Below are 18,764 nucleotides of genomic sequence, written 5' to 3'. Positions count from 1 at the left end.
ACGGCGACGATGGAGTTTCCGCAACAGACCGGCGTGTTGTCGAGCCGATCCAATTTCTCGAATGCGGCGATCGAACGGCTACGACAGGGCATAGAAGGCGAAGTGATATCGCCGACGGACGCCGGCTACGACCAGGCGCGCAGGGTCTGGAACGGGGCTATCGACAAACGGCCGGCCGCAATCGTCTTTTGCGCCAATGCCGATGATGTCATCCATGCCGTGACCCATGCCAGGTCGCAAGGCTGTCTCGTCGCCGTTCGCAGCGGCGGCCATAACGTCGCCGGCCTGTCGGTCTGCGACGACGGGATGGTGATCGATCTATCGCGCATGAAGAAGATCGCCGTCGATCCGGAGCGTCGCATCGCCAGGGCCGAAGTCGGCCTGACCCTTGGCGAGTTCGATGCCGCCACACAGGCGCACGGCCTGGCCACGACCATGGGCGTGAACAGCGACACCGGCATTGCCGGCCTCACGCTGGGTGGCGGCATCGGCAAGCTCGGGCGAAAGCACGGCCTGAGCTGCGATAACCTGATCGCGGCTGACATCGTCACCGCCGACGGACGGTTGTTGCGGACAAGCGCCAGCGAGCACCCCGACCTGTTCTGGGCCTTGCACGGCGGCGGCGGCAATTTCGGCATCGTGACAGCGTTCGAATACCGGCTGCACCCGCTCGGCCCGGCGCTTCTCGTGGGCTCGGTGCTTCATGACTACGGTCATGCGCGCGAGGCCATGCGATTTTACGACAAGTTCTCCCGTGACGCGCTGGACGAGGTGAGCGTCGATGCCGCGCTCGTCACGCTGCCCTCCGGCGAACGTGCCTTCAGCATCTCGGCCTGCTATGTCGGGTCGCCCGAAGCAGGCGAAGCTGTCATCGCGCCGCTGATGAAATTCGGATCCCCCATCGACAGTCGCCTTCAAGCAATTCCTTATCTCCAGATCCAATCGGCGGGCGACCGCCTCTTTCCACGCGGGCGACGCTATTATTGGAAAGCGCAGTTCATGCGCGAGATCGGCGATGGTGCGATCGAGGCGCTGCTCGACGCTTACGCTAGGGCTCCCAATCGCTCCGCCCTGCTGGTTTTCCAGCAGGTCGGCGGCGCGATCGCCCGCGTGCCCGCGTCGCACTCGCCCTACGCCAACCGCGATGCGGCGCTTGACTGCTTCCCGATCGCGATCTGGGACGACCCGGCCGACGACGCGGCAAATATGGACTGGGCGCGCGACCTGTGGAATGCGGTCAGACCATTCTCAACTGGCGGCGTCTATGCCAACAATCTTGGCGATGAGGGTGACGAACGCGTGCGTGATGCCTACGGCGCCAATTATGCGCGCCTCGCCGCCATCAAGAAGCAGTACGACCCGGCCAATTTCTTCCGATTGAACCAGAATATCAGGCCTGGATAATCCGGAATTCGCGGAGGAACCGTGCGCAGTCGCTGGACGATCCTTGCGGTCCTGTTTGTCGCCCGCACCGCAATGGCGGTGCAATTCCAGAGCATCGCGGCCGTCGCGCCGGAACTGGAGAAGACACTGAACGCCGATCTCGCCGACATCGGCGTGCTCATAGGCCTCTATTTCGCGCCGGGCATCGCGCTGGCGCTCCCGGGCGGCGCGATCGGACGGCGCTTTGGCGACAAGGCGACCGTGCTTGCCGGATTGGTCATGATGCTGGCGGGCGAGGCGCTGCTTTGCAGCTCGACTTCATGGAGCGTGCAGGTCGCAGGCCGGCTGATCGCGGGCACAGGCGGCGTGCTGCTGAACGTGCTTATGACCAAGATGATGGTCGACTGGTTCGCGGGTCGGCAGATCGCCACCGCGATGGCGATCTTCATCAACTCATGGCCGCTGGGCATCGCGCTCACGCTCGTCGCGCTGCCGCTGATCCAGGCTGAACTCGGAATTGCCGGCGCGCAGATCGCGGTCATGGCGCTTATCGGCGCAGCCCTGGCATTGGTGGGGTTTTTCTACCGGCCGCCAGGTCAGTCCGTCGCTGCGGTTTCAGCGCAAGCCGCGCGGCTTGGGCCGCCCGCCGTCTGGGCCGTGCTGCTGGCAGGCTTGATATGGGCCTTCTACAATGTCGGCTTCGCCATGATCTTCAGTTTCGCGCCGTCGATGCTGGTCGAGCGCGGCTGGTCGACCGCCGCCGCTGGCTCGGCCGTCAGCATCGTGCTGTGGCTCGCGGCCCTGTCGGTTCCGCTCGGAGGCTACCTCGCGGACCGCGCGGGAAGCCGCCGCAATGTGCTGCTCACCGCAAGCAGCCTCGCTTTCGCTGCACTGATTGCGCTGCTGTGGCGGGGCACGCCGGTGCCGCCCACGTTGGTTGCGCTCGGCCTCATCTGCGGACTCCCGGCCGGATCGATCATGAGCCTGCCGGCGCGGGTGCTGGCGCCGGCGACACGAGCGCTGGGAATGGGACTCTTCTACACGGTCTACTACGCCACGATGCTGATCGCGCCTTGGCTCGGCGGCAGGCTTGCGCTTTGGACTGGCGGCGCAGGCGCGGCCCTCGGCCTCGGCTCGGCCGCTCTTGCCGCGTGTCCGATCCTGCTGTGGCAGTTCGAACGTCGGCTGCTCCTGCCGGAGAGGACGGTACCGCTGGTGAATTGAAATTCGGCGCCGGCAGCGGCCGGTTCGCGCCGCGGCTACGAGCCGCGAGATCAAGCAAGGAGGCTTCGATTGGATGAACGGCAGAGGATGAAATTGGGCACCGGTATGTCGTTGTCGGGTGCTATCTGATTTCTGTAGCGGCAGTCGCTTTGGGTGAGAATGCGATGGTCCGTCCATCGCGCGCGGCAGCGATCCACGCGGAACCCTCAGGCGGGGTGACCAGTTGAAAGAGTTTGAACTGGGAGACGATGTCATGGCCGACGCCCTGCAACCCGCCACTGCGATCGCTCACAAGAACCGCGCCCGCCAGCCGAACGAAAGCGTCGAGTACCGCAAGGCGCGCGAGGCCCTGCTGGCCGAGGAGATCGAACTCAAACGCCACATCGCGCGCGTCGCCGCGCAGCGTCGCGCCTTGCCGCCTGGCGGCGAGGTGAAAGGCGACTATCAGTTCATGGGCGAAGCCAGCAGCGTGGCCGGCGCCAATCCCGTCGGTTTCGAGGCGCTCTTCGGCGATAGGGACACCCTGTTCGTCTACAATTGGATGTACGGCCCCAAGCGCCAGCGCCCTTGCCCGATGTGCACCGCGTTGCTGAGCTGCCTGGACGGCAACGCCGATCACCTCCGCCAGCGGATCGCCATTGCCGTCGTCGGCCTTTCGACTATCGAGCGGCAGATCGCCTTCAAGGTCGAGCGTGGCTGGAAGAACCTGCCGCTCTATGCGGACGTCAACGGGAATTTCAGCCGGGACTACCACGCCATCATGGACGATGGGACCGACACCGCCGCCGAGAACATCTTCACCCGGCGCGACGGGACCATCCGGCACTTCTGGGGTGCGGAGCTGGGCTTCGAGTCGGCCGATCCGGGCAAGGACCCGGTAACCGAGCCGGACCTGATGATGCTGTGGAACGTCCTGGACTGGACGCCGGAAGGCCGCGGCACCGACTGGTACCCGAAGATCACCTACTGACAGTCAGGGCCCGCGCGATGTGAAGGCGCGGTCTGTCCCTTGGCATGAACCGAGCATACTGTCGCCGGGCGCAGGGATCATTGACCCGGGCCGGGGGATGAGAGCGGCGCCACGGATTGCGTCACGACCGGCGCGCAGCTGTCGCCGACCACCAGCGACGGCTGGAAGACGACGTTGCGCCGCTCGACAGGACCGCCACGCCTGATCTGGTCGACGAGGAGCCGTACCGCCTCGTTGGTCATGTCGACCAGCGGATGCTCGGTGCGCGTCAAGCGCGGACGCAGGCCTCCGATGCCGGGGATGGTATCTGTGGAAGCGATGGAGATGTCGCCGGGGCAGCGCAGCCCGAGATCCGCGACTGCCCGCATCACACCGAGCGCCATCAGGCCGCTCGCGACATAGAGCGCCGTCGGTCGCGCCGGCTGCTCCAACAGGCTGCGCGCCACCGAATAGGCGGCATCCTCGCGGAACTCGCCCGAGCGTATGTAGCGCGATTCAAGCGTCAGTCCGCGCGACCGCATCGCAGCCAGCATGCCGTCGAGGCGGCCGCGCCCGGTGGTGACATGCAGTGGCCCGGTAATCGTGCCGAGGCGGGTATGGCCGAGATCGAGCAGATATTCCGTCGCCTGCCTGCCAGCCGATATGTTGTCGATCGTCACCGTGTCCGACTTGTCATCGGCGACGGTGCGGCCGAACAACACCGTCGGGATAGGTTTGCCGTCGGGATCGTTCTGCAGATGCTCAGTCGAATCGCCGACCGGAACCAGGATGACCCCGTCGCAGGAGAGTGTCCGCACGCGGGCGAGAATGCGCCGCTCGACGTCCGGCTTCTCGTCGCTGTTGAAGATCAGGAGCGAATAGCCCCAGGCGGCGACCGCCGCCTCCGCCGCCCACACGACGCGCGAGAAGAAAGGGTTGGCGAGATCGGCGACGACCAGGGCGATCAGCTGGCTGCGACCGCGCTTCAGGTTCCGCGCGGCGAGCGAGGGCGCATAATTGAGGTCGCGGACGGCGGACAGGACGCGGGCGCGCAACTCCGCGCTCACATAGGCGGAATCGTTGATCACCGCCGACACCGTTGCCGTCGATACCCCGGCGGTACGGGCAACGTCCTTGATGGTGGCCATGGCGAGCGAACCCAACTAATCGATTAGCTGAGTTTTGGTCGCCAAAATGGCCTTTGTCCAGCTAAAATCACCGAAAATTTGCTTGATTGCCCGCGCTGTCTGCTTAATCTAGCGAAACGGTTCGGCGAGGTAGGCGCCGCAACTGCAAGGGAGGAGATCATGAAGTGGATAATGATTGGGGCTGCATTGGCGGCTGCAGCCGGAGTGGTTCCCGCTCAGGCGGACACGCCGCTGGTCGGCATTGTCTCGATCTCGGCGACCGAGGCGAATAACGCCCGCTACATCGTCGGCGCCAAGGCGGCCGCCAAGGAGATCGGCTGGGAGGTTTCCGTTATCGACGCGGCGGGCAGCGCCGACCAGGCGAACGCCGCGATCCAGAATTTCGCGCAACGCGGCTCGGCGGCCATCGTCGATATGGTGTTTCCTTATTCGTCGATCGGGGCCGGGCTCCAGGCCGCCAAGTCGGCCAATATCCCGGTCGTGACCTGGGGCGGTGGGCTTGGAAGCTCGGTCGCCGCCACCAACGGCTCGGGCGGCCCGATGGTGGTGCCGGTCGACGATCTGATGCTGAAGACGATGGGCGGCAAGGGTTCCATCCTGGCGCTGACCTATCATACCGGCGAAGTCTGCCGGAACCGCGAGGTCGAGCTCGACAAGGCGCTGCAGGCCAATCCCGGCATCAAGGTCACCAAGAACGAGGTGCGCATCCCCGGTTATTTCGAGGATGGCGCGCAATACGCCAATGCCTGGCTTGCCTCGCATCCGGCAGGCCAGGAGAACCTCGCCATCTGGGGCTGCTGGGACGATCCGGCGATCGGCGCCATCGGCTCGCTCAGGGCGCAGAGCCGTGACGACGTCAAGGTCTTTGGCGTCAACGGCAATGCGCAAGCGCTGGAAAACATCAAGAACGGCTTCATGACCGCGACCGCCTGGCAGGACAGCTATACAGAAGGCTACAATATGATCAAACTGCTGCCGGAGATCCGCAAGGCTGGCGCGGACTGGAAGCCGAAGGCGGTGGAGGTGTCCGCGGTGCTCGTCACCAAGGACAATATCGATGATTTCATCGCCAAGCATCCGGACGCCATGAAATAGGAACCTGCACGCTTCGTCCATGAACCCTGTCCCGACATCGATGGCGGCGCCGGCGGCGCCGCTCGTGGTGGCGAATGCGATCAGTAAGTCCTACGGAGGGGCGCAGGCGCTGCGCGGCGCTGCGCTCTCCGTGCTGGCTGGCGAAGTGCACGGATTGGTCGGGGCCAACGGCGCCGGCAAGTCGACGTTGATCCGGATTCTAGCGGGCCTGACCCAGCCAGATTCGGGCGAGATCGCCATCGAGGGCAGGCCGGCGGCGATCGCTTCCCCGCATGAAGCGAGCGCGCTCGGCATGAGCTTCATCCATCAGGAACTCGCCTTCGTGCCGGACATGACGGTGCTCGAGAACATCATGCTCGGCCTGCCCAAGAAGAAGACGAGGCTCGGCCTGGTCGACTGGGCCGCGATCCAACGCGACGTTGCGCCGATCATCGAACGTGTCGGCATAACCGCGCCGCTCGATGCCGCGGCGAAGGGACTGTCGACGGCCGAGAACTGGCTGATCAGCATCGCCCGCGCCCTGGTGTGGAAGGCGCGCCTCATCGTCATGGACGAGCCGACCGCTTCGCTCTCGGCAGGCGAATGCCGCAAACTCTTTTCCATCATCCGGGGGCTTTCGGCATCGGGCGTGGCGGTGCTGTACGTGTCGCACCGGCTGGACGAAATCCTCGATTTGTGCAGCCGCGTCACCGTCTTGCGCGACGGCCAGTCGGTCGCGGTCCTCGACGGCGCCGAACTGACCCGGCGCGGGCTGGTCCAGGCGATCGTCGGCGGGGCGGTCGAACACCTGCCCAAGTCACGCGATGCGGCGCGCGGCGAGGTCGTGCTGTCGGTACGGGGCCTGCGCCGCCTGCCACGGGTGATGGAGGCGAGCTTCGATCTGCACCGCGGCGAGGTGCTCGGGCTCGGCGGCCTTGTCGGCGCCGGACGCAGCGAGCTTGCGCGACTGCTCTACGGCGCGGACCGGCCCGATGCCGGCAGCATGACGATAGAGGCACGGCCGTTCGCCCCGCGCACGCCTGCGGGCGCCGTGCGTGCCGGGCTGGGCCTGGTTCCGGAGGAGCGCCGCACGGAGGGGCTGCTGCTCGGCAAATCGATCGCCTTCAACCTCAGCCTCGGTAATCTTACGCCCCTGCTCGCCAGTCCGCTCCTGCCCTTTATCAGCCTGCGCAAGCGGGCGCGGCTGGCGGAGCTGACGATCCGCGACCTGTCGATCAAGGCCAGTTCCACGGAACAGCCGGTCGGCCGGCTCTCCGGCGGCAACCAGCAAAAGGTCGTCATCGGCCGCTGGCTGCGCTCGAAGCCGAAGATCCTCATCCTCGATGAGCCGACGCGCGGCGTCGATATCGGCGCACGCGGGGAAATCCATCGGCTCATCCGCGAACTCGCGGGACGCGGCATGGCCGTACTGGTCATCTCGTCCGAGCCGGACGAACTCCCCGATCTTTGCGACCGGGTCCTGGTGATGGCCGAAGGACGGATCGTGCGCGAGCTCGCCGGCACGGACCTCACCCGAAGCGCCATCATCGAGGCAAGCTATGCCGCAACCGAGGAAAGGGTTCCCGCATGAACGACGCCGGCTACACGCGACGGCTTTCGCCCAACGCCAAGGCCGCGCTCGGCGTTTTCGCGCGCTATGGCACGATCATCGGCCTTCTTGTAATGATCCTCGTGTTCTCCTTCCTCTCGCCGCACGCCTTTCCGACCTACAGCAATTTCATCAACGTGCTGAGCCAGGCGTCTCTCGCGATGATCATCGCCGGCGGGCTGACCATGGCCGTGATCGTCGGCGAGCTCGACCTCTCGGTCGGCTATGCCGCCAGCCTGCACGGCGTGCTGGTCACCGGGTTGATCGTGGACAACCATCTGCCGATCCCGGTCGCGGTTCTCATCGAGCTCGTGCTGGGCGCTCTCATCGGCGTCGTCAACGGTCTGATCGTCACCAAGCTCAAGGTAAATTCGGTGATCGCCACGCTCGGCGTCGGCACCGTGCTGGTCGGTCTCTCCTTCGCCTATTCGGCCGGCGTGCCGATCGTCTCCGGCGTGCCGGAATCCTTCCTGCAGCTTGCGCTCGGGCGCTGGCTGTTCGGCGTCCCCAACCCGATCATCTTCATGCTGCTGGTGTTCGGCGGCCTGTGGCTGCTGGTCGAGCGCACAGCGATCGGCCAGGAGATCCAGGCGGTCGGCGGCAACCCCGCCGCAGCCCGGCTCGCCGGCATCAATGTCGACCGCATCAAGATCCTCGGCTTCGTGCTTTCGGGCATGTGCGCGGCTCTCACCGGCACCTTGCTTGCCGCCCGGCTCGGCAGCGGCACGACCAATGCCGCCGATTCCTATCTCCTGACCGCCTTCGCCGCCGTGTTCCTTGGATCAGCCACGCTGCGCGACGGCGAGTTCCACATATTGGGCACGTTCATCGGCACGCTCATCATCGTGCTCGGCTTCAACGGGCTCAACATCTTCGGCGCGCCGACCTTCTCGCAGTTCGTGTTCCAGGGCGCCATCCTGATCGTCGCGGTCGGGCTTGCCAGCCTCGGCCGCTCGCTTGCCGAAAGCTGAAGTGGAGGAGAATGCCCATGACCGCCCCGCAATCCGCGAAATGGCAAGTCTTCGTGCTGGAATATGCACGCTCCAAGCAGCAGCCCTGGGTCGATCTCATCAGCGGCATGTACAATGACGGCGTGGTCGACCTGCCCTTCTCCTTCGTGCTCGCGCGCAACGGCGAACGCAACGTGCTGATCGACGCCGGCTTCATGCAGGACGACCACAGCTTCTCGCAGAAGTTCGGTATCCCGACATGGATCTCGCCGGTGCGGATGCTGGCGGCGCTCGACATCGCACCCGATCAGATCAGCGACATCGTGGTCACGCATGCGCATTTCGACCATATGGGCTCGATCGCCGAGTTCCCGCGCGCGCATATCCACATCCAGAAGAGCGAGCTGCTTTCGTGGTACGAGGCGATCGCGCTGCCGAAGCGCTTCGCGCATCTGACCGCCATCATCGATCCCGACAATTTGCGCACCGCCCTCGAAGCCTCGATCGAGCATCGCGTGACGCTCATCGATGGCGACAAGGACAACATCCTGCCCGGCATCCATGCGCGGCTCGGCAGCGGCCACACGATCGGCCAGCAATTCGTGCTCGTCGACACCGATGCCGGCCGTCGTGTCATCTCCGGCGATTGCGTCTATTCGCGCCGCCAGCTCACCGGGCACAATGACGATGGCGTCTATGTGCCGCTCAACAACGCGGTGGGCAGCGTCTGGGAGCAGCTGAAAACCATCGACAAGATGAATGACGAGCTCGGCGGCGACCTGTCGAAGCTTGTCGTGCTGCATGATGTCGAGCGCTGGAAGGACCACCCGGTCGTCAAGGAGATCGAGGGCTTCAAGATCGTACGGCTCACCTGATCTTTCAGAGTGGACGTTTGAACACTGAATGGCGCGCCCGAAGACGGGCGGGCGTCGCGAGATCAGGCGGGAACGTAGGACAACCGGATCACATCCTCGCCGATCCGGTCGTGCGCCATCAGGCGCAGCGGCGGCTGGGCTCCGGCGAAATAGGGCTTGCCGTGACCAAGCACCACGGGGTGCAGGTAGATCCGATACTCGTCGATCAAGCCGAGGTCAGTAAGGCTTCGCGCCAGGTCCGGGCCCGCGACTTCGATCTCACCGTCGCGTCCGGCCTTCAGCTTGCGGATCACGCCCTCGAGATCGCCCTCGACAAGCGTGGCGTTGGGGCCGACAGATTGCAACGAACGCGAGACGACCCATTTCGGCTGGCGCCGCCACGCCGCCGCGTAGGCAAGCCGCTCGGCATCCCATTCAGGATGATCGTCGTCCCAATAGCGCATGATCTCGTACATACGGCGGCCGTAGATGCTGCCGGCCTGCCTCCGCGCGTCCTCGATGAAGTGGCGGAAGAGTGTGGGGCTCGGCCCAAACGCCATGTGATCGACGTAACCGTCCAGCGACTGGTTCATTCCGAACACGAGCTTGGCCATTGCCTGTCCCTAACATGGCATTCGCGCAATCTGATTGCGTTATGCAATCAGTTCAGGTTAGATCGACCGATTTTATTTTGCAATTGGTTTTGGAGCGCGCATGAGCAACCCCGTCCGCTCCCGCCAAGCGGATCATCCTGTCGAGCAAACCTTAGTGTCGACCTCGTGGATGCGGCGCGAACGGATGTTTTCGAGATTATTGGCGCGCCCGAAGAGATTCGAACTCCTGACCCCCAGATTCGTAGTCTGGTGCTCTATCCAGCTGAGCTACGGGCGCGCAACAGGCTGTGCATGACACAAGCCCCGCGTTCCGGTCGAGACGACCGGCCGCGATGTGGAGTGTTCCCTAACGACTGAATTTGTGAAAAGCAAGCCGATCCGGCAAAAGTTTTGTCGCAGGTGGTTTGCCGGTGCCGAGGTTGTGTCGCGACCCAAGTCGGGCTTGGCCCAAGGCGTTGCACCTTAAGCGGGTCGGCGCAAACTTCCGCGCGCTTGCTCGAGCCGCACCGGCTGGTCGGGGATGGTGACGGCGAAGACGGTGCGGCCACCGATCGATTCGACGAGCTCGACCGCGCCGCCATGGGCGCGGATCAGCTCATGGGCGATCGCCAGGCCGAGGCCGGTGCCGCCGCTGCGCGCCGAGCCGCGGAAGGCGGCGAACAGGTTCTCGCGCGCCTTGGGCGGCAGACCGGGACCGGTGTCGGTGACGGTGATGCGGCTGACGCTGCCATGGCGCTCGGCCCCGACCGCCAGCCGGCGCACCACCGCGCTTTCGGTATCGGCCGCCATCGCCTGCACGGAGTTGCGACAGAGATTGGTGAGCACGCGGAACAACTGGTCGGAATCGGCGTCGACCTCGAAGGCGTGCTCGATGGCGTTGATGAACTCGATGCCGTCCTCGATGTCGAGCAGGCCATGCACGTCGTCGACCAGCTGGCGCAGCCGCACGCGCCGGCGCGACGGCGCCGGCTCCTGTGTGCGGCCATAGGCAAGCACGCCCTCCGAATAGGCCACGGCGCGGTCGAGCGCGCGCAAAAGCTTGGGCGCGAAGGACTGCACGGTCGGGTCCTTCACGTGGCGCAGGCGATCCGACATCAGTTGCGCGGACGCCAGGATGTTGCGCATGTCGTGATTGATCTTCGACACGGCCAGACCAAGATCCGCCAGATGCTTCTGCTCCGACAGCATCTTCTGCAGCCGGTCCTGCATCAGCGACAGCTCGCGCTCGGCCACCCCGATCTCGTCGGCGCGGTCGCCGGGGCGGATGACGCGGCCGGGATCGTCGGGCGCCTCGGAGAAGGACAGGATCGAGCGCGTCATGGTGCGGATCGGCCCGATCATGATCAGGTCGATCGCCGCATAGACCAGCATGGCGGTGAACAGCGAGATGAGCAGCGACACGACGGCGACATTGCGCGAATATCTGAGCATGGCGTCGCGCAAACGGTAGTCGGGCATGATCAGCTCGAATTCCTTGTCGCTGTCGCCGACCGGGCCGAAGACGCGCAGCATGCGCTTGCCGCCGAAGAACAAGGTGTCGAGCGCGCCGGTCATGCCGTTGACCAGGCCGACATTGGTGATGTCGATATGCTCGTCGACCTGGGGCGGCATGTCGGAAACGACGAGCAGCCGCGAAACCCCGCCGTCGCGAACGGCGATCGCCTTGGCGCCGATCGCCATCAGCACGTCGCTCTGGGCGTTGTGCGACAGCGAGTTGGGCTCGCCCTGCAACAGCACGATCGACACGGCGGCGGCGGTGCTCAACCGCTCCTTCAGCCAATTGACCCGGTAGCTGGCGATCCAGGGCAGGAAGATCAGGATTTCAGCCAGCAGCACGAAGGCGATGGTGAGCAGGAGAAGCTTTGTCGACAGGCCGCGCGACAGCGGCACCCGGCGCGTGGAGTTCGCCGCCGCCGGAGTTGCCTTCTCATTCGTGGACAGAGTTTCACTCGTCATTGACGCGCATTCACAAAGGCTTGATCGGTCAAGGTTATGCGATTTGCGGCTTTTTTGCCAATTTCATCGTCACCCCGCGAAAAATTGCCTCGCGGCGGGGCGGATTGACTTCCAAAACCCTTCTTTCTATAAGCCCGCTCACGCTCGGGCCATTCGTCCCGGCGCGGTTTCGATCGCGCCTAAGCCGGCCTGGCAAAGCTCCTGTTACAGAGTGACAGAATCAAGAAGGGCCGCACCCCGCGGTATTAAAACAAATGAAGCGTACTTACCAACCGTCCAAGCTCGTCCGTAAGCGCCGGCATGGTTTCCGTGCCCGCATGGCCACCAAGGGTGGCCGTGGTGTCGTTGCTGCCCGCCGTAATCGCGGCCGCAAGCGGCTCAGCGCCTGAACGGAAGACGAGATCGTTGCCCGCAACCGGCAAGCCAAAGGGACACGCTCCCGGGCGGCTTCTGAAACGCGCGGACTTCCTGGCTGTGCGCGGCGGCGAGAAACGCCGCGGACGGCTTTTTCTCGTTGAAGTTCTCGACCGCGGCGATGACCTTGCGCCGCGTGTCGGCTACACCGTCACCAAGAAGGTCGGCAACGCCGTGGTGCGCAACCGCGTCCGGCGTCGGCTCAGGGAAGCCGTGCGCGTCCATGCCGCCGATGACATGGCGCCCGGCAATGACTATGTGATCGTCGGGCGCGAAGACGTGCTTGCCACTCCGTTCGGTCAGTTGAAGGCCGAACTTTCCCGCCGGCTGCGCGGAACACGATAGGCCAGGGCTTTCGATGGAAACCAACCGCAATTTCTTCATCACCATCGCGCTGTCGGTGCTGATCCTGACGCTCTGGCAGGTGTTCTACATGAACCCGCGCGTGGAGCAGCAGCGCGAGCAAGCCCGCATCGAGCAGCAGCGCGTCGAGGCGCAGAAGAAGGAAGCGCAAGGAACCAATCCAGGCGCGGCCGGAACGCCCGCCCCTGCGCCCGGCGCCATTCCGACCACGCCCGGCGGCGATGCGGTGACGGCGGCCAGCCGCGACCAGGCGATTGCCGCGAGCAAGCGCGTCAAGATCGACACGCCCAGCCTCGAGGGCTCGATCAACCTGACCGGCGCGCGCCTCGACGACCTGAAGCTCAAGCACTACAACGAGACGGTCGACAAGAACTCGCCCGAGATCGAGCTGCTCAACCCGTCCTCGCTGCCCAACGGCTATTTCGCCGAGATCGGCTTTGTCGGCAACGACGCGACAGGCAAGGTGCCGGGCGCCGATACGGTGTGGAGCGTCGACGGCAATCCGACGCTGACGCCGTCGACGCCGGTGATGCTGAGCTTCACCAACGACAAGGGCCTGACGTTCAAGCGCACCATCTCGATCGACAACAACTACATGTTCACCGTTTCCGACACGGTGCAGAATTCGGGAACGGCTGCCGTCTCGCTTTACAATTACGGGCGCGTCACCCGCTTCGACAAGCCGGCCGTCGCCAGCACCTACGTGCTGCATGAGGGCCTGATCGGCGTGACCGGCAGCGAAGGGCTGCAGGAGTACAAATACGCCAAGATCGAGAAGGACAAGGAATACACGCCGAGCAAGTCGACCAATGGCTGGCTCGGCATCACCGATAAATACTGGGCCGTGACGCTCATCCCGACGGAGAAGCAGCCCTTCCAGCCGAAATTCTCCTATTTCGAGTTCAAGGACGGTCCCCACTCGCACAGCTACCAGTCCGACTACCTTTCCGACGCGATCAGCGTTGCGCCCGGACAGTCGACGACGGTGGAGTCCGAAATCTTCGCCGGCGCGAAGGAAGTCTCGACGATCAATGCCTACGAGGCCGACCGTCATATCCGCCAGTTCAGCCTGATGATCGACTGGGGCTGGTTCTATTTCATCACCAAGCCGATGTTCTGGCTCATCGACACGCTCTACAAGTTCTTCGGCAATTTCGGCCTGGCGATCCTCGCCACCACCGTCATCGTCAAGGCCATCTTCTTCCCCCTCGCCAACAAGTCCTATGCCTCGATGGCGAACATGAAGAAGGTGCAGCCGAAGATGGTCGAGATCCGCGAGAAATACGCGGACGACAAGATGAAGCAGCAACAGGCGATGATGGAGCTCTACAAGACCGAGAAGATCAATCCGCTGGCCGGCTGCTGGCCGGTGGCGCTGCAGATCCCGGTGTTCTTCTCGCTCTACAAGGTGCTCTACATCACCATCGAGATGCGGCATGCGCCGTTCTTCGGCTGGATCCACGACCTTGCGGCGCCCGACCCGACATCGGTCTTCAACCTGTTCGGCCTGCTGCCGTTCGCGGCGCCCGCCTTCCTGCCGCATATGGGCGCCTGGGCGGTGGTCATGGGCATCACCATGTTCCTGCAGATGCGCATGAACCCGGCGCCGCCGGACCCGACGCAGGCGGCGATCTTCACCTGGATGCCGGTGATCTTCACCTTCATGATGGGCTCATTCCCGGCCGGGCTCGTCATCTACTGGGCCTGGAACAACACACTATCGATCCTGCAGCAGGGCGTGATCATGAAGCGCCAGGGCGCCAAGATCGAATTGTGGGACAATCTGGCGGCGCTGTTCCGCAAGAAACCATCGCCGGCGGAATAGAAGGCACCCTCGACTTCCGATCAGAACCCCGGCCTTGGCCGGGGTTTTTTGTTGATCAGTCCCAGTGAGCAGTCGCCAACCTTCGTGATTGACCGCGGCCATATTCCCGGTCGTCAGTCTAGGGCGGAGCAAGGAGCGAAGCGACGCACCGTTGCACCCGAGTAGGACGACGTCGCGGGGGTTTCGGCCAATCTCCAACGTCGGCGACAGAAGCGCCGGTGCCAGCGTGTCGACGATTGAGCCGAGATCGCTGGCCGGATGGCCGAGCCGCGCGACGCCTTCACTCCATGACCGCGCTGTGATCGATCTTGGCTGGCGTGCCGGGCTTGCGCAGGGTTCGACAGCGCGCTTTCCAATCCGATCGTGATCTGCCGCGGCAGCCACTGAACGGTTGGTGCTACAGGCGGATCACGTTAGTTTGATCGCGCGCGGCCATCGCCGGCCGCGCCCGAACATGCCTGCGAACCCTGGAGGGACCGCGTTGACCGGACCCAACCCCAACATCAAGCATCCCGTCGCGATGCATCCGCGCGTCGGCTTCCTGAAGCCGCTGGTGAGCGCGCCCAACATCGAGATCGGCGACTTCACCTATTACGACGATCCCGACGGCCCCGACAAATTCGCCGAGAAATGCGTTCTGCATCACTATGACTTCATCGGCGACAGGCTGATCATCGGCAAATTCTGCGCCATCGCGGAGGGCGCGCGCTTCATCATGAACGGCGCCAACCACGCCATGTCCGGCTTCTCGACCTATCCCTTCAACATCTTCGGCCATGGCTGGGAGGAAGGTTTCGACCCGGAGACCTGGTCGAAGGAGATCCGCGGCGACACCACCGTAGGCAATGATGTGTGGATCGGCATGGATGCCGTGATCATGCCGGGCGTCAAGATCGGGCATGGCGCCATCGTGGCGGCGAAATCGGTTGTCACGCACGACGTGCCGCCTTATGCGATCGTGGCCGGCAACGCGGCCAAGGTGGTGAAAATGCGCTTCGACGAATTCACGGTACGGCGGCTCTTGAAGGCGGCCTGGTGGGACTGGCCGGTCGACAAGATCAGCCGCAACCTCAACGCCATTCGCGGCGCCGACATTTCCAGGCTGGAGGCAGCGGTTTGAACGCGCCCGACAAATACACGAGCGAAACTGCAATAAGTCCGGAGCTGTTCACCCGTGCGTGGATCTTCATTCGCGGCGTGCCGTCGATGAAATTCCTGCCGCCGGAAGGCCCGCCGGAGATCGCCTTCGCCGGCCGCTCCAATGTCGGCAAGTCGTCGCTGATCAATGCGCTGGTCGGGCACAAGGGCCTGGCGCGCACCTCCAACACGCCCGGCCGCACGCAGGAACTCAACTATTTCGTCCCAGACGGGTTTTCCGGCGAAGGCGCCGACCTGCCGCCGATGGCGCTGGTCGACATGCCGGGCTACGGCTATGCCAGCGCGCCGAAGGAAAAGGTCGATGAGTGGACGAAACTCATCTACGAATATCTGCAGGGCCGCGTCACGCTGAAGCGCGTCTATGTACTGATCGATGCCCGCCACGGCATCAAGGCCAAGGACGAAGAAGTGCTGACCCTGCTCGACAAGGCGGCGGTCTCCTACCAGGTGGTGCTCACCAAGACCGACAAGATCAAGGCCGCCGGCGTGCCGAGGCTGATCGAGGAGACGCTGGCCAAGATCAAGAAGCGCCCGGCGGCGTTCCCCGTGGTGCTGGCGACGTCATCGGAGAAAGCCGCGGGTCTCGACGAGTTGCGCGCGGCAATCGCCCTGGTGGCGAACGGCGGCTGACGCTTTCTTTTTTGCGCAATTCCGGACGGAAAACCGCTTACACTTTTCCTGGAATTGCTTCGGGATCAATCCATCTCGTCGCGTTCAGCCTCGCGATCGCGCCGGCCGGTGAGGATCTCGCGCTTGCCGACATGGTTGGGGGCGCCGACCAGGCCCACCTTCTCCATGCGTTCGACCAGCGAGGCGGCGCGGTTGTAGCCGACGCCGAGGCGGCGCTGGATGTAGGAAGTCGAGCATTTCTTGTCGCGCTTGACCACCTTGACGGCTTCCTCATAGAGCGCGTCGCCATCCTCCTCGGCGATCGCGCCCTTGTCGAAGACCGGGCCGGCGTCCGCCGCTTCCTCACCCTCTTCCTCGTCGGCGGTGACCGTGTCGAGATATTCGGGGCGCCCTTGCGCTTTCAGATGCGCCACGACGTGCTCGACCTCCACGTCGGAGACGAAGGGGCCATGCACGCGCGAAATGCGCCCGCCGCCGGCCATGTGCAGCATGTCGCCCTGGCCGAGCAACTGCTCGGCGCCCTGCTCGCCCAGGATGGTGCGGCTGTCGATCTTCGACGTCACCTGGAAGGAGATGCGGGTGGGGAAATTGGCCTTGATGGTGCCGGTGATGACGTCGACCGAGGGACGCTGCGTGGCCATGATCAAATGGATGCCGGCGGCGCGCGCCATCTGCGCCAGCCGCTGGATGGCGCCTTCGATCTCCTTGCCGGCCACCATCATCAGGTCGGCCATCTCGTCGACGATGATGACGATGTAGGGCATGGGCGAGAGGTCGATGGCACGCTCCTCGAACAGCGGCTCGCCGGTGCCCTTCTCGAACCCGACCTGCACCTGCATGGCCACGACCTCGCCCTTGTCGCGGGCGCTTTCCGCGCGCTGGTTGTAGCCGTCGATGCTGCGCACGCCGAGGCGCGCCATCTTGCGGTAGCGGTCCTCCATCTCGCGCACCGCCCATTTCAGCGCCGTGACGGCCTTCTTGGGATCGGTGACGACCGGCGTCAAAAGATGCGGGATGCCGTCATAGACGGAGAGTTCAAGCATCTTGGGATCGACCATTATGAGGCGGCATTGCTCCGGCTTCATGCGGTAGAGCAGCGACAATATCATGGTGTTGATGGCGACCGACTTGCCGGAGCCGGTGGTGCCCGCCACCAGCAGATGAGGCATCTTGGCGAGCTCGGCGATGACCGGTTCGCCGCCGATCGTCTTGCCGAGGCCGAGCGCCAGCTTGCAGGAGGTGTTGCGGAAGCCCGCCGAGCCGATCAGCTCGCGGAAATAGACGGTTTCGCGCGTCTCGTTGGGCAGCTCGATGCCGATGACATTGCGGCCCGGCACCACGGCGACGCGCGCCGAGATGGCCGACATCGAGCGGGCGATGTCGTCGGCGAGCCCGATGACGCGGCTGGATTTCACGCCCGGAGCCGGCTCGAATTCGTAGAGCGTGACGACCGGGCCCGGCCGGACATGGATGATCTCGCCCTTGACGCCGAAATCCTCCAGCACGCTTTCAAGCAGGTCGGCGTTCTGCTCCATCCGCTCCTGCGCCATGTAGAAGCCCTGGCCTTCCGGCGGCATCTGCAAAAGGTCCTCGGAGGGAAGCTCGTAGCCAATGGAAGCGGACGGCGGCACGACCGCGCCGGCGATCGGCAGGGAGGGTTTGGATTTGGCGGTCGATTTGGCGGTCCTGGCGCTCACCGAATGAGAGGCCGGCGCAGTCTCTACGGGAATGGGCTGGACGGCGGGAAGCGCAGCCGGCGCAGCGTTCGGGAGCGTCGTGTTGGAGCGCCATTCGATGACGCGGTAGAACGATGTCGCGTCGCCCATGAGAGCGGGGCGCGGTTGGCTCGGCTGCTGTCTCGGGATCACTGACGGCCGCGCTGCGACGGCTGACGGCCGCGCTGCAACGGCTGGCGCCTGTGAGCTCTCGTTGGCACGCGCCCGCGCAAGGCGCTCGGCAAGGAAAGGCATGCCGAACTCGAAAAAGGCGTGATCGGAAAGATAGGACCAGCGCAATCCGGTCGGACGCGGCTTCGGCGCCGGAGCGGCGGCAATCCGGGGCGCCGCGGCGGGAGCGGCGGCGGCGGAAGGCACCTGGACCGGTCTGGCTTGCGCCGGCGATGCGGTGGTAGCCGGCATTGCCCTGACTGGATTGGCTGTTGCGTGGGTCGGCGGCGCGGACCGGACGGGCTCGACCGCGGGTGCCTTGCCCTGCGCGGCATTCTCCCCTTGCGGGGTGGTCCGCCTGGCGAGATCGGTGTCCGGCGTGCGGGTGAAACGCACGTTGGGCGCAAGGAAAAAATAGTCCTGCCAGGCCGGGCGGCTGAATTCGCCGTCATCGGCCGATTCGAACGATGCGACGCGGGCGGCGTTCGATTCGCTCTCCTGCGCGGCGCGCAACGTGACGACCCGCCCCGCTTGCGCCTGTTGCTGCGAGACCGCGCCACGGCGCCCGGCGTCCTCCGCGCGACGGTGATCGTCGTCGCCGTAGGCGGAAGCGCCAGAAAGATTGGCACGGGGATAACGCGTGGATGTCATTCTCGAGACTCGCCGATTGAACGTGTCCCGAGACATAGGAAGCGACGGTTAACAGGTTCTTCCGACAGCGCCTGCC

At 64.7% G+C, this 18,764-nt stretch carries 16 protein-coding genes and 1 tRNA gene; 12 read left to right on the top strand and 5 right to left on the bottom strand.

The genetic code is table 11. The features are described from left to right. Positions 1-9 precede the first annotated feature (9 nt). The 3 genes from AC0L2L_RS00615 (at position 10) to AC0L2L_RS00605 (ending at position 3,577) form a co-directional block, all read left to right on the top strand. Positions 10-1,404, top strand: a complete 1,395-nt coding sequence (locus AC0L2L_RS00615) for an FAD-binding oxidoreductase (RefSeq protein ID WP_473575450.1) — start codon at positions 10-12, stop codon at positions 1,402-1,404. A 21-nt stretch (positions 1,405-1,425) separates the two neighbouring features. Beyond that, on the top strand, positions 1,426-2,607 hold the full coding sequence (locus AC0L2L_RS00610; RefSeq protein ID WP_473575448.1) for an MFS transporter: 1,182 nt from the start codon (positions 1,426-1,428) through the stop codon (positions 2,605-2,607). Between the two features lie 253 nt (positions 2,608-2,860). Beyond that, positions 2,861-3,577 (top strand): DUF899 family protein, encoded by a 717-nt coding sequence (locus AC0L2L_RS00605; protein ID WP_473575447.1) that lies wholly within the window; start codon positions 2,861-2,863, stop codon positions 3,575-3,577. A gap of 77 nt (positions 3,578-3,654) precedes the next feature. Here AC0L2L_RS00605 and AC0L2L_RS00600 read toward each other — a convergent pair whose 3' ends face one another. After that, complete coding sequence (locus AC0L2L_RS00600; RefSeq protein WP_473575445.1) at positions 3,655-4,704, bottom strand: LacI family DNA-binding transcriptional regulator; 1,050 nt, start codon at positions 4,702-4,704, stop codon at positions 3,655-3,657. 159 nt (positions 4,705-4,863) lie between these two features. On the opposite strand from AC0L2L_RS00600, the gene AC0L2L_RS00595 reads away from it, so the two are divergent. Genes AC0L2L_RS00595 through AC0L2L_RS00580 form a run of 4 tightly spaced genes read left to right on the top strand, consistent with a single transcriptional unit; the run spans position 4,864 to position 9,212 of the window. After that, a complete protein-coding gene (locus AC0L2L_RS00595; protein WP_473575444.1) occupies positions 4,864-5,799 on the top strand; it encodes a sugar ABC transporter substrate-binding protein in 936 nt (311 codons plus the stop codon). 19 nt (positions 5,800-5,818) lie between these two features. Continuing rightward, positions 5,819-7,369 (top strand): sugar ABC transporter ATP-binding protein, encoded by a 1,551-nt coding sequence (locus AC0L2L_RS00590; RefSeq protein ID WP_473575443.1) that lies wholly within the window; start codon positions 5,819-5,821, stop codon positions 7,367-7,369. Then, positions 7,366-8,358 (top strand): ABC transporter permease, encoded by a 993-nt coding sequence (locus AC0L2L_RS00585; RefSeq protein WP_473575441.1) that lies wholly within the window; start codon positions 7,366-7,368, stop codon positions 8,356-8,358. The genes AC0L2L_RS00590 and AC0L2L_RS00585 overlap by 4 nt, the downstream gene beginning before the upstream one ends. A 17-nt stretch (positions 8,359-8,375) precedes the next feature. Beyond that, positions 8,376-9,212, top strand: coding sequence for an N-acyl homoserine lactonase family protein (locus tag AC0L2L_RS00580; RefSeq protein WP_473575439.1), 837 nt, complete (start codon positions 8,376-8,378; stop codon positions 9,210-9,212). Between the two features lie 62 nt (positions 9,213-9,274). Here AC0L2L_RS00580 and AC0L2L_RS00575 read toward each other — a convergent pair whose 3' ends face one another. The 3 genes from AC0L2L_RS00575 to AC0L2L_RS00565 form a co-directional block, all read right to left on the bottom strand. Beyond that, the gene (locus tag AC0L2L_RS00575) at positions 9,275-9,805 is read right to left on the bottom strand and encodes a dihydrofolate reductase family protein (protein WP_473575438.1); all 531 of its coding nucleotides are present in this window, start codon (positions 9,803-9,805) and stop codon (positions 9,275-9,277) included. A gap of 200 nt (positions 9,806-10,005) precedes the next feature. Continuing rightward, positions 10,006-10,082, bottom strand: a tRNA-Arg gene (locus AC0L2L_RS00570). Between the two features lie 185 nt (positions 10,083-10,267). Next, positions 10,268-11,761 carry an ATP-binding protein gene (locus AC0L2L_RS00565; protein ID WP_473575437.1) on the bottom strand — a complete coding sequence of 498 codons (1,494 nt, stop codon included), beginning with the start codon at positions 11,759-11,761 and terminating at the stop codon, positions 10,268-10,270. 254 nt (positions 11,762-12,015) lie between these two features. Between AC0L2L_RS00565 and rpmH the strand changes: the two genes are divergently transcribed. From rpmH to yihA, 5 genes are all read left to right on the top strand, one after another. Then, positions 12,016-12,150 carry a 50S ribosomal protein L34 gene (gene rpmH / locus AC0L2L_RS00560; protein WP_008833937.1) on the top strand — a complete coding sequence of 45 codons (135 nt, stop codon included), beginning with the start codon at positions 12,016-12,018 and terminating at the stop codon, positions 12,148-12,150. 16 nt (positions 12,151-12,166) lie between these two features. Continuing rightward, positions 12,167-12,520, top strand: coding sequence for a ribonuclease P protein component (gene rnpA / locus AC0L2L_RS00555; RefSeq protein WP_473575436.1), 354 nt, complete (start codon positions 12,167-12,169; stop codon positions 12,518-12,520). 13 nt (positions 12,521-12,533) lie between these two features. Further along, the gene (yidC, locus tag AC0L2L_RS00550) at positions 12,534-14,363 is read left to right on the top strand and encodes a membrane protein insertase YidC (protein ID WP_473575435.1); all 1,830 of its coding nucleotides are present in this window, start codon (positions 12,534-12,536) and stop codon (positions 14,361-14,363) included. Between the two features lie 454 nt (positions 14,364-14,817). Then, on the top strand, positions 14,818-15,483 hold the full coding sequence (locus AC0L2L_RS00545) for a CatB-related O-acetyltransferase (RefSeq protein WP_473575434.1): 666 nt from the start codon (positions 14,818-14,820) through the stop codon (positions 15,481-15,483). Next, positions 15,480-16,151, top strand: coding sequence for a ribosome biogenesis GTP-binding protein YihA/YsxC (yihA, locus tag AC0L2L_RS00540; RefSeq protein ID WP_473575433.1), 672 nt, complete (start codon positions 15,480-15,482; stop codon positions 16,149-16,151). Before AC0L2L_RS00545 ends, yihA begins: the two co-directional genes overlap by 4 nt. A 65-nt stretch (positions 16,152-16,216) precedes the next feature. Here yihA and AC0L2L_RS00535 read toward each other — a convergent pair whose 3' ends face one another. Continuing rightward, positions 16,217-18,688 (bottom strand): DNA translocase FtsK, encoded by a 2,472-nt coding sequence (locus AC0L2L_RS00535; RefSeq protein WP_473575431.1) that lies wholly within the window; start codon positions 18,686-18,688, stop codon positions 16,217-16,219. Positions 18,689-18,764: the final 76 nt, after the last annotated feature.

The sequence above is a fragment of the Mesorhizobium sp. WSM4832 genome (genome assembly GCF_055811115.1).
Note: the sequence above shows the minus strand (reverse complement) of the source record. Positions and strands in the feature narration are given on the sequence as shown.

Coding starts and splice junctions, on each gene's coding strand:
- AC0L2L_RS00605 (WP_473575447.1), top strand. CDS start 2,861: ATGGCCGACGCCCTGCAACCCGCCACTGCGATCGCTCACAAGAACCGC.
- AC0L2L_RS00580 (WP_473575439.1), top strand. CDS start 8,376: ATGACCGCCCCGCAATCCGCGAAATGGCAAGTCTTCGTGCTGGAATAT.
- AC0L2L_RS00535 (WP_473575431.1), bottom strand. CDS start 18,688: ATGACATCCACGCGTTATCCCCGTGCCAATCTTTCTGGCGCTTCCGCC.
- AC0L2L_RS00565 (WP_473575437.1), bottom strand. CDS start 11,761: ATGACGAGTGAAACTCTGTCCACGAATGAGAAGGCAACTCCGGCGGCG.
- AC0L2L_RS00585 (WP_473575441.1), top strand. CDS start 7,366: ATGAACGACGCCGGCTACACGCGACGGCTTTCGCCCAACGCCAAGGCC.
- yidC (WP_473575435.1), top strand. CDS start 12,534: ATGGAAACCAACCGCAATTTCTTCATCACCATCGCGCTGTCGGTGCTG.
- AC0L2L_RS00615 (WP_473575450.1), top strand. CDS start 10: ATGGAGTTTCCGCAACAGACCGGCGTGTTGTCGAGCCGATCCAATTTC.
- AC0L2L_RS00545 (WP_473575434.1), top strand. CDS start 14,818: ATGCCTGCGAACCCTGGAGGGACCGCGTTGACCGGACCCAACCCCAAC.
- AC0L2L_RS00600 (WP_473575445.1), bottom strand. CDS start 4,704: ATGGCCACCATCAAGGACGTTGCCCGTACCGCCGGGGTATCGACGGCA.
- rpmH (WP_008833937.1), top strand. CDS start 12,016: ATGAAGCGTACTTACCAACCGTCCAAGCTCGTCCGTAAGCGCCGGCAT.
- AC0L2L_RS00590 (WP_473575443.1), top strand. CDS start 5,819: ATGAACCCTGTCCCGACATCGATGGCGGCGCCGGCGGCGCCGCTCGTG.
- AC0L2L_RS00595 (WP_473575444.1), top strand. CDS start 4,864: ATGAAGTGGATAATGATTGGGGCTGCATTGGCGGCTGCAGCCGGAGTG.
- AC0L2L_RS00575 (WP_473575438.1), bottom strand. CDS start 9,805: ATGGCCAAGCTCGTGTTCGGAATGAACCAGTCGCTGGACGGTTACGTC.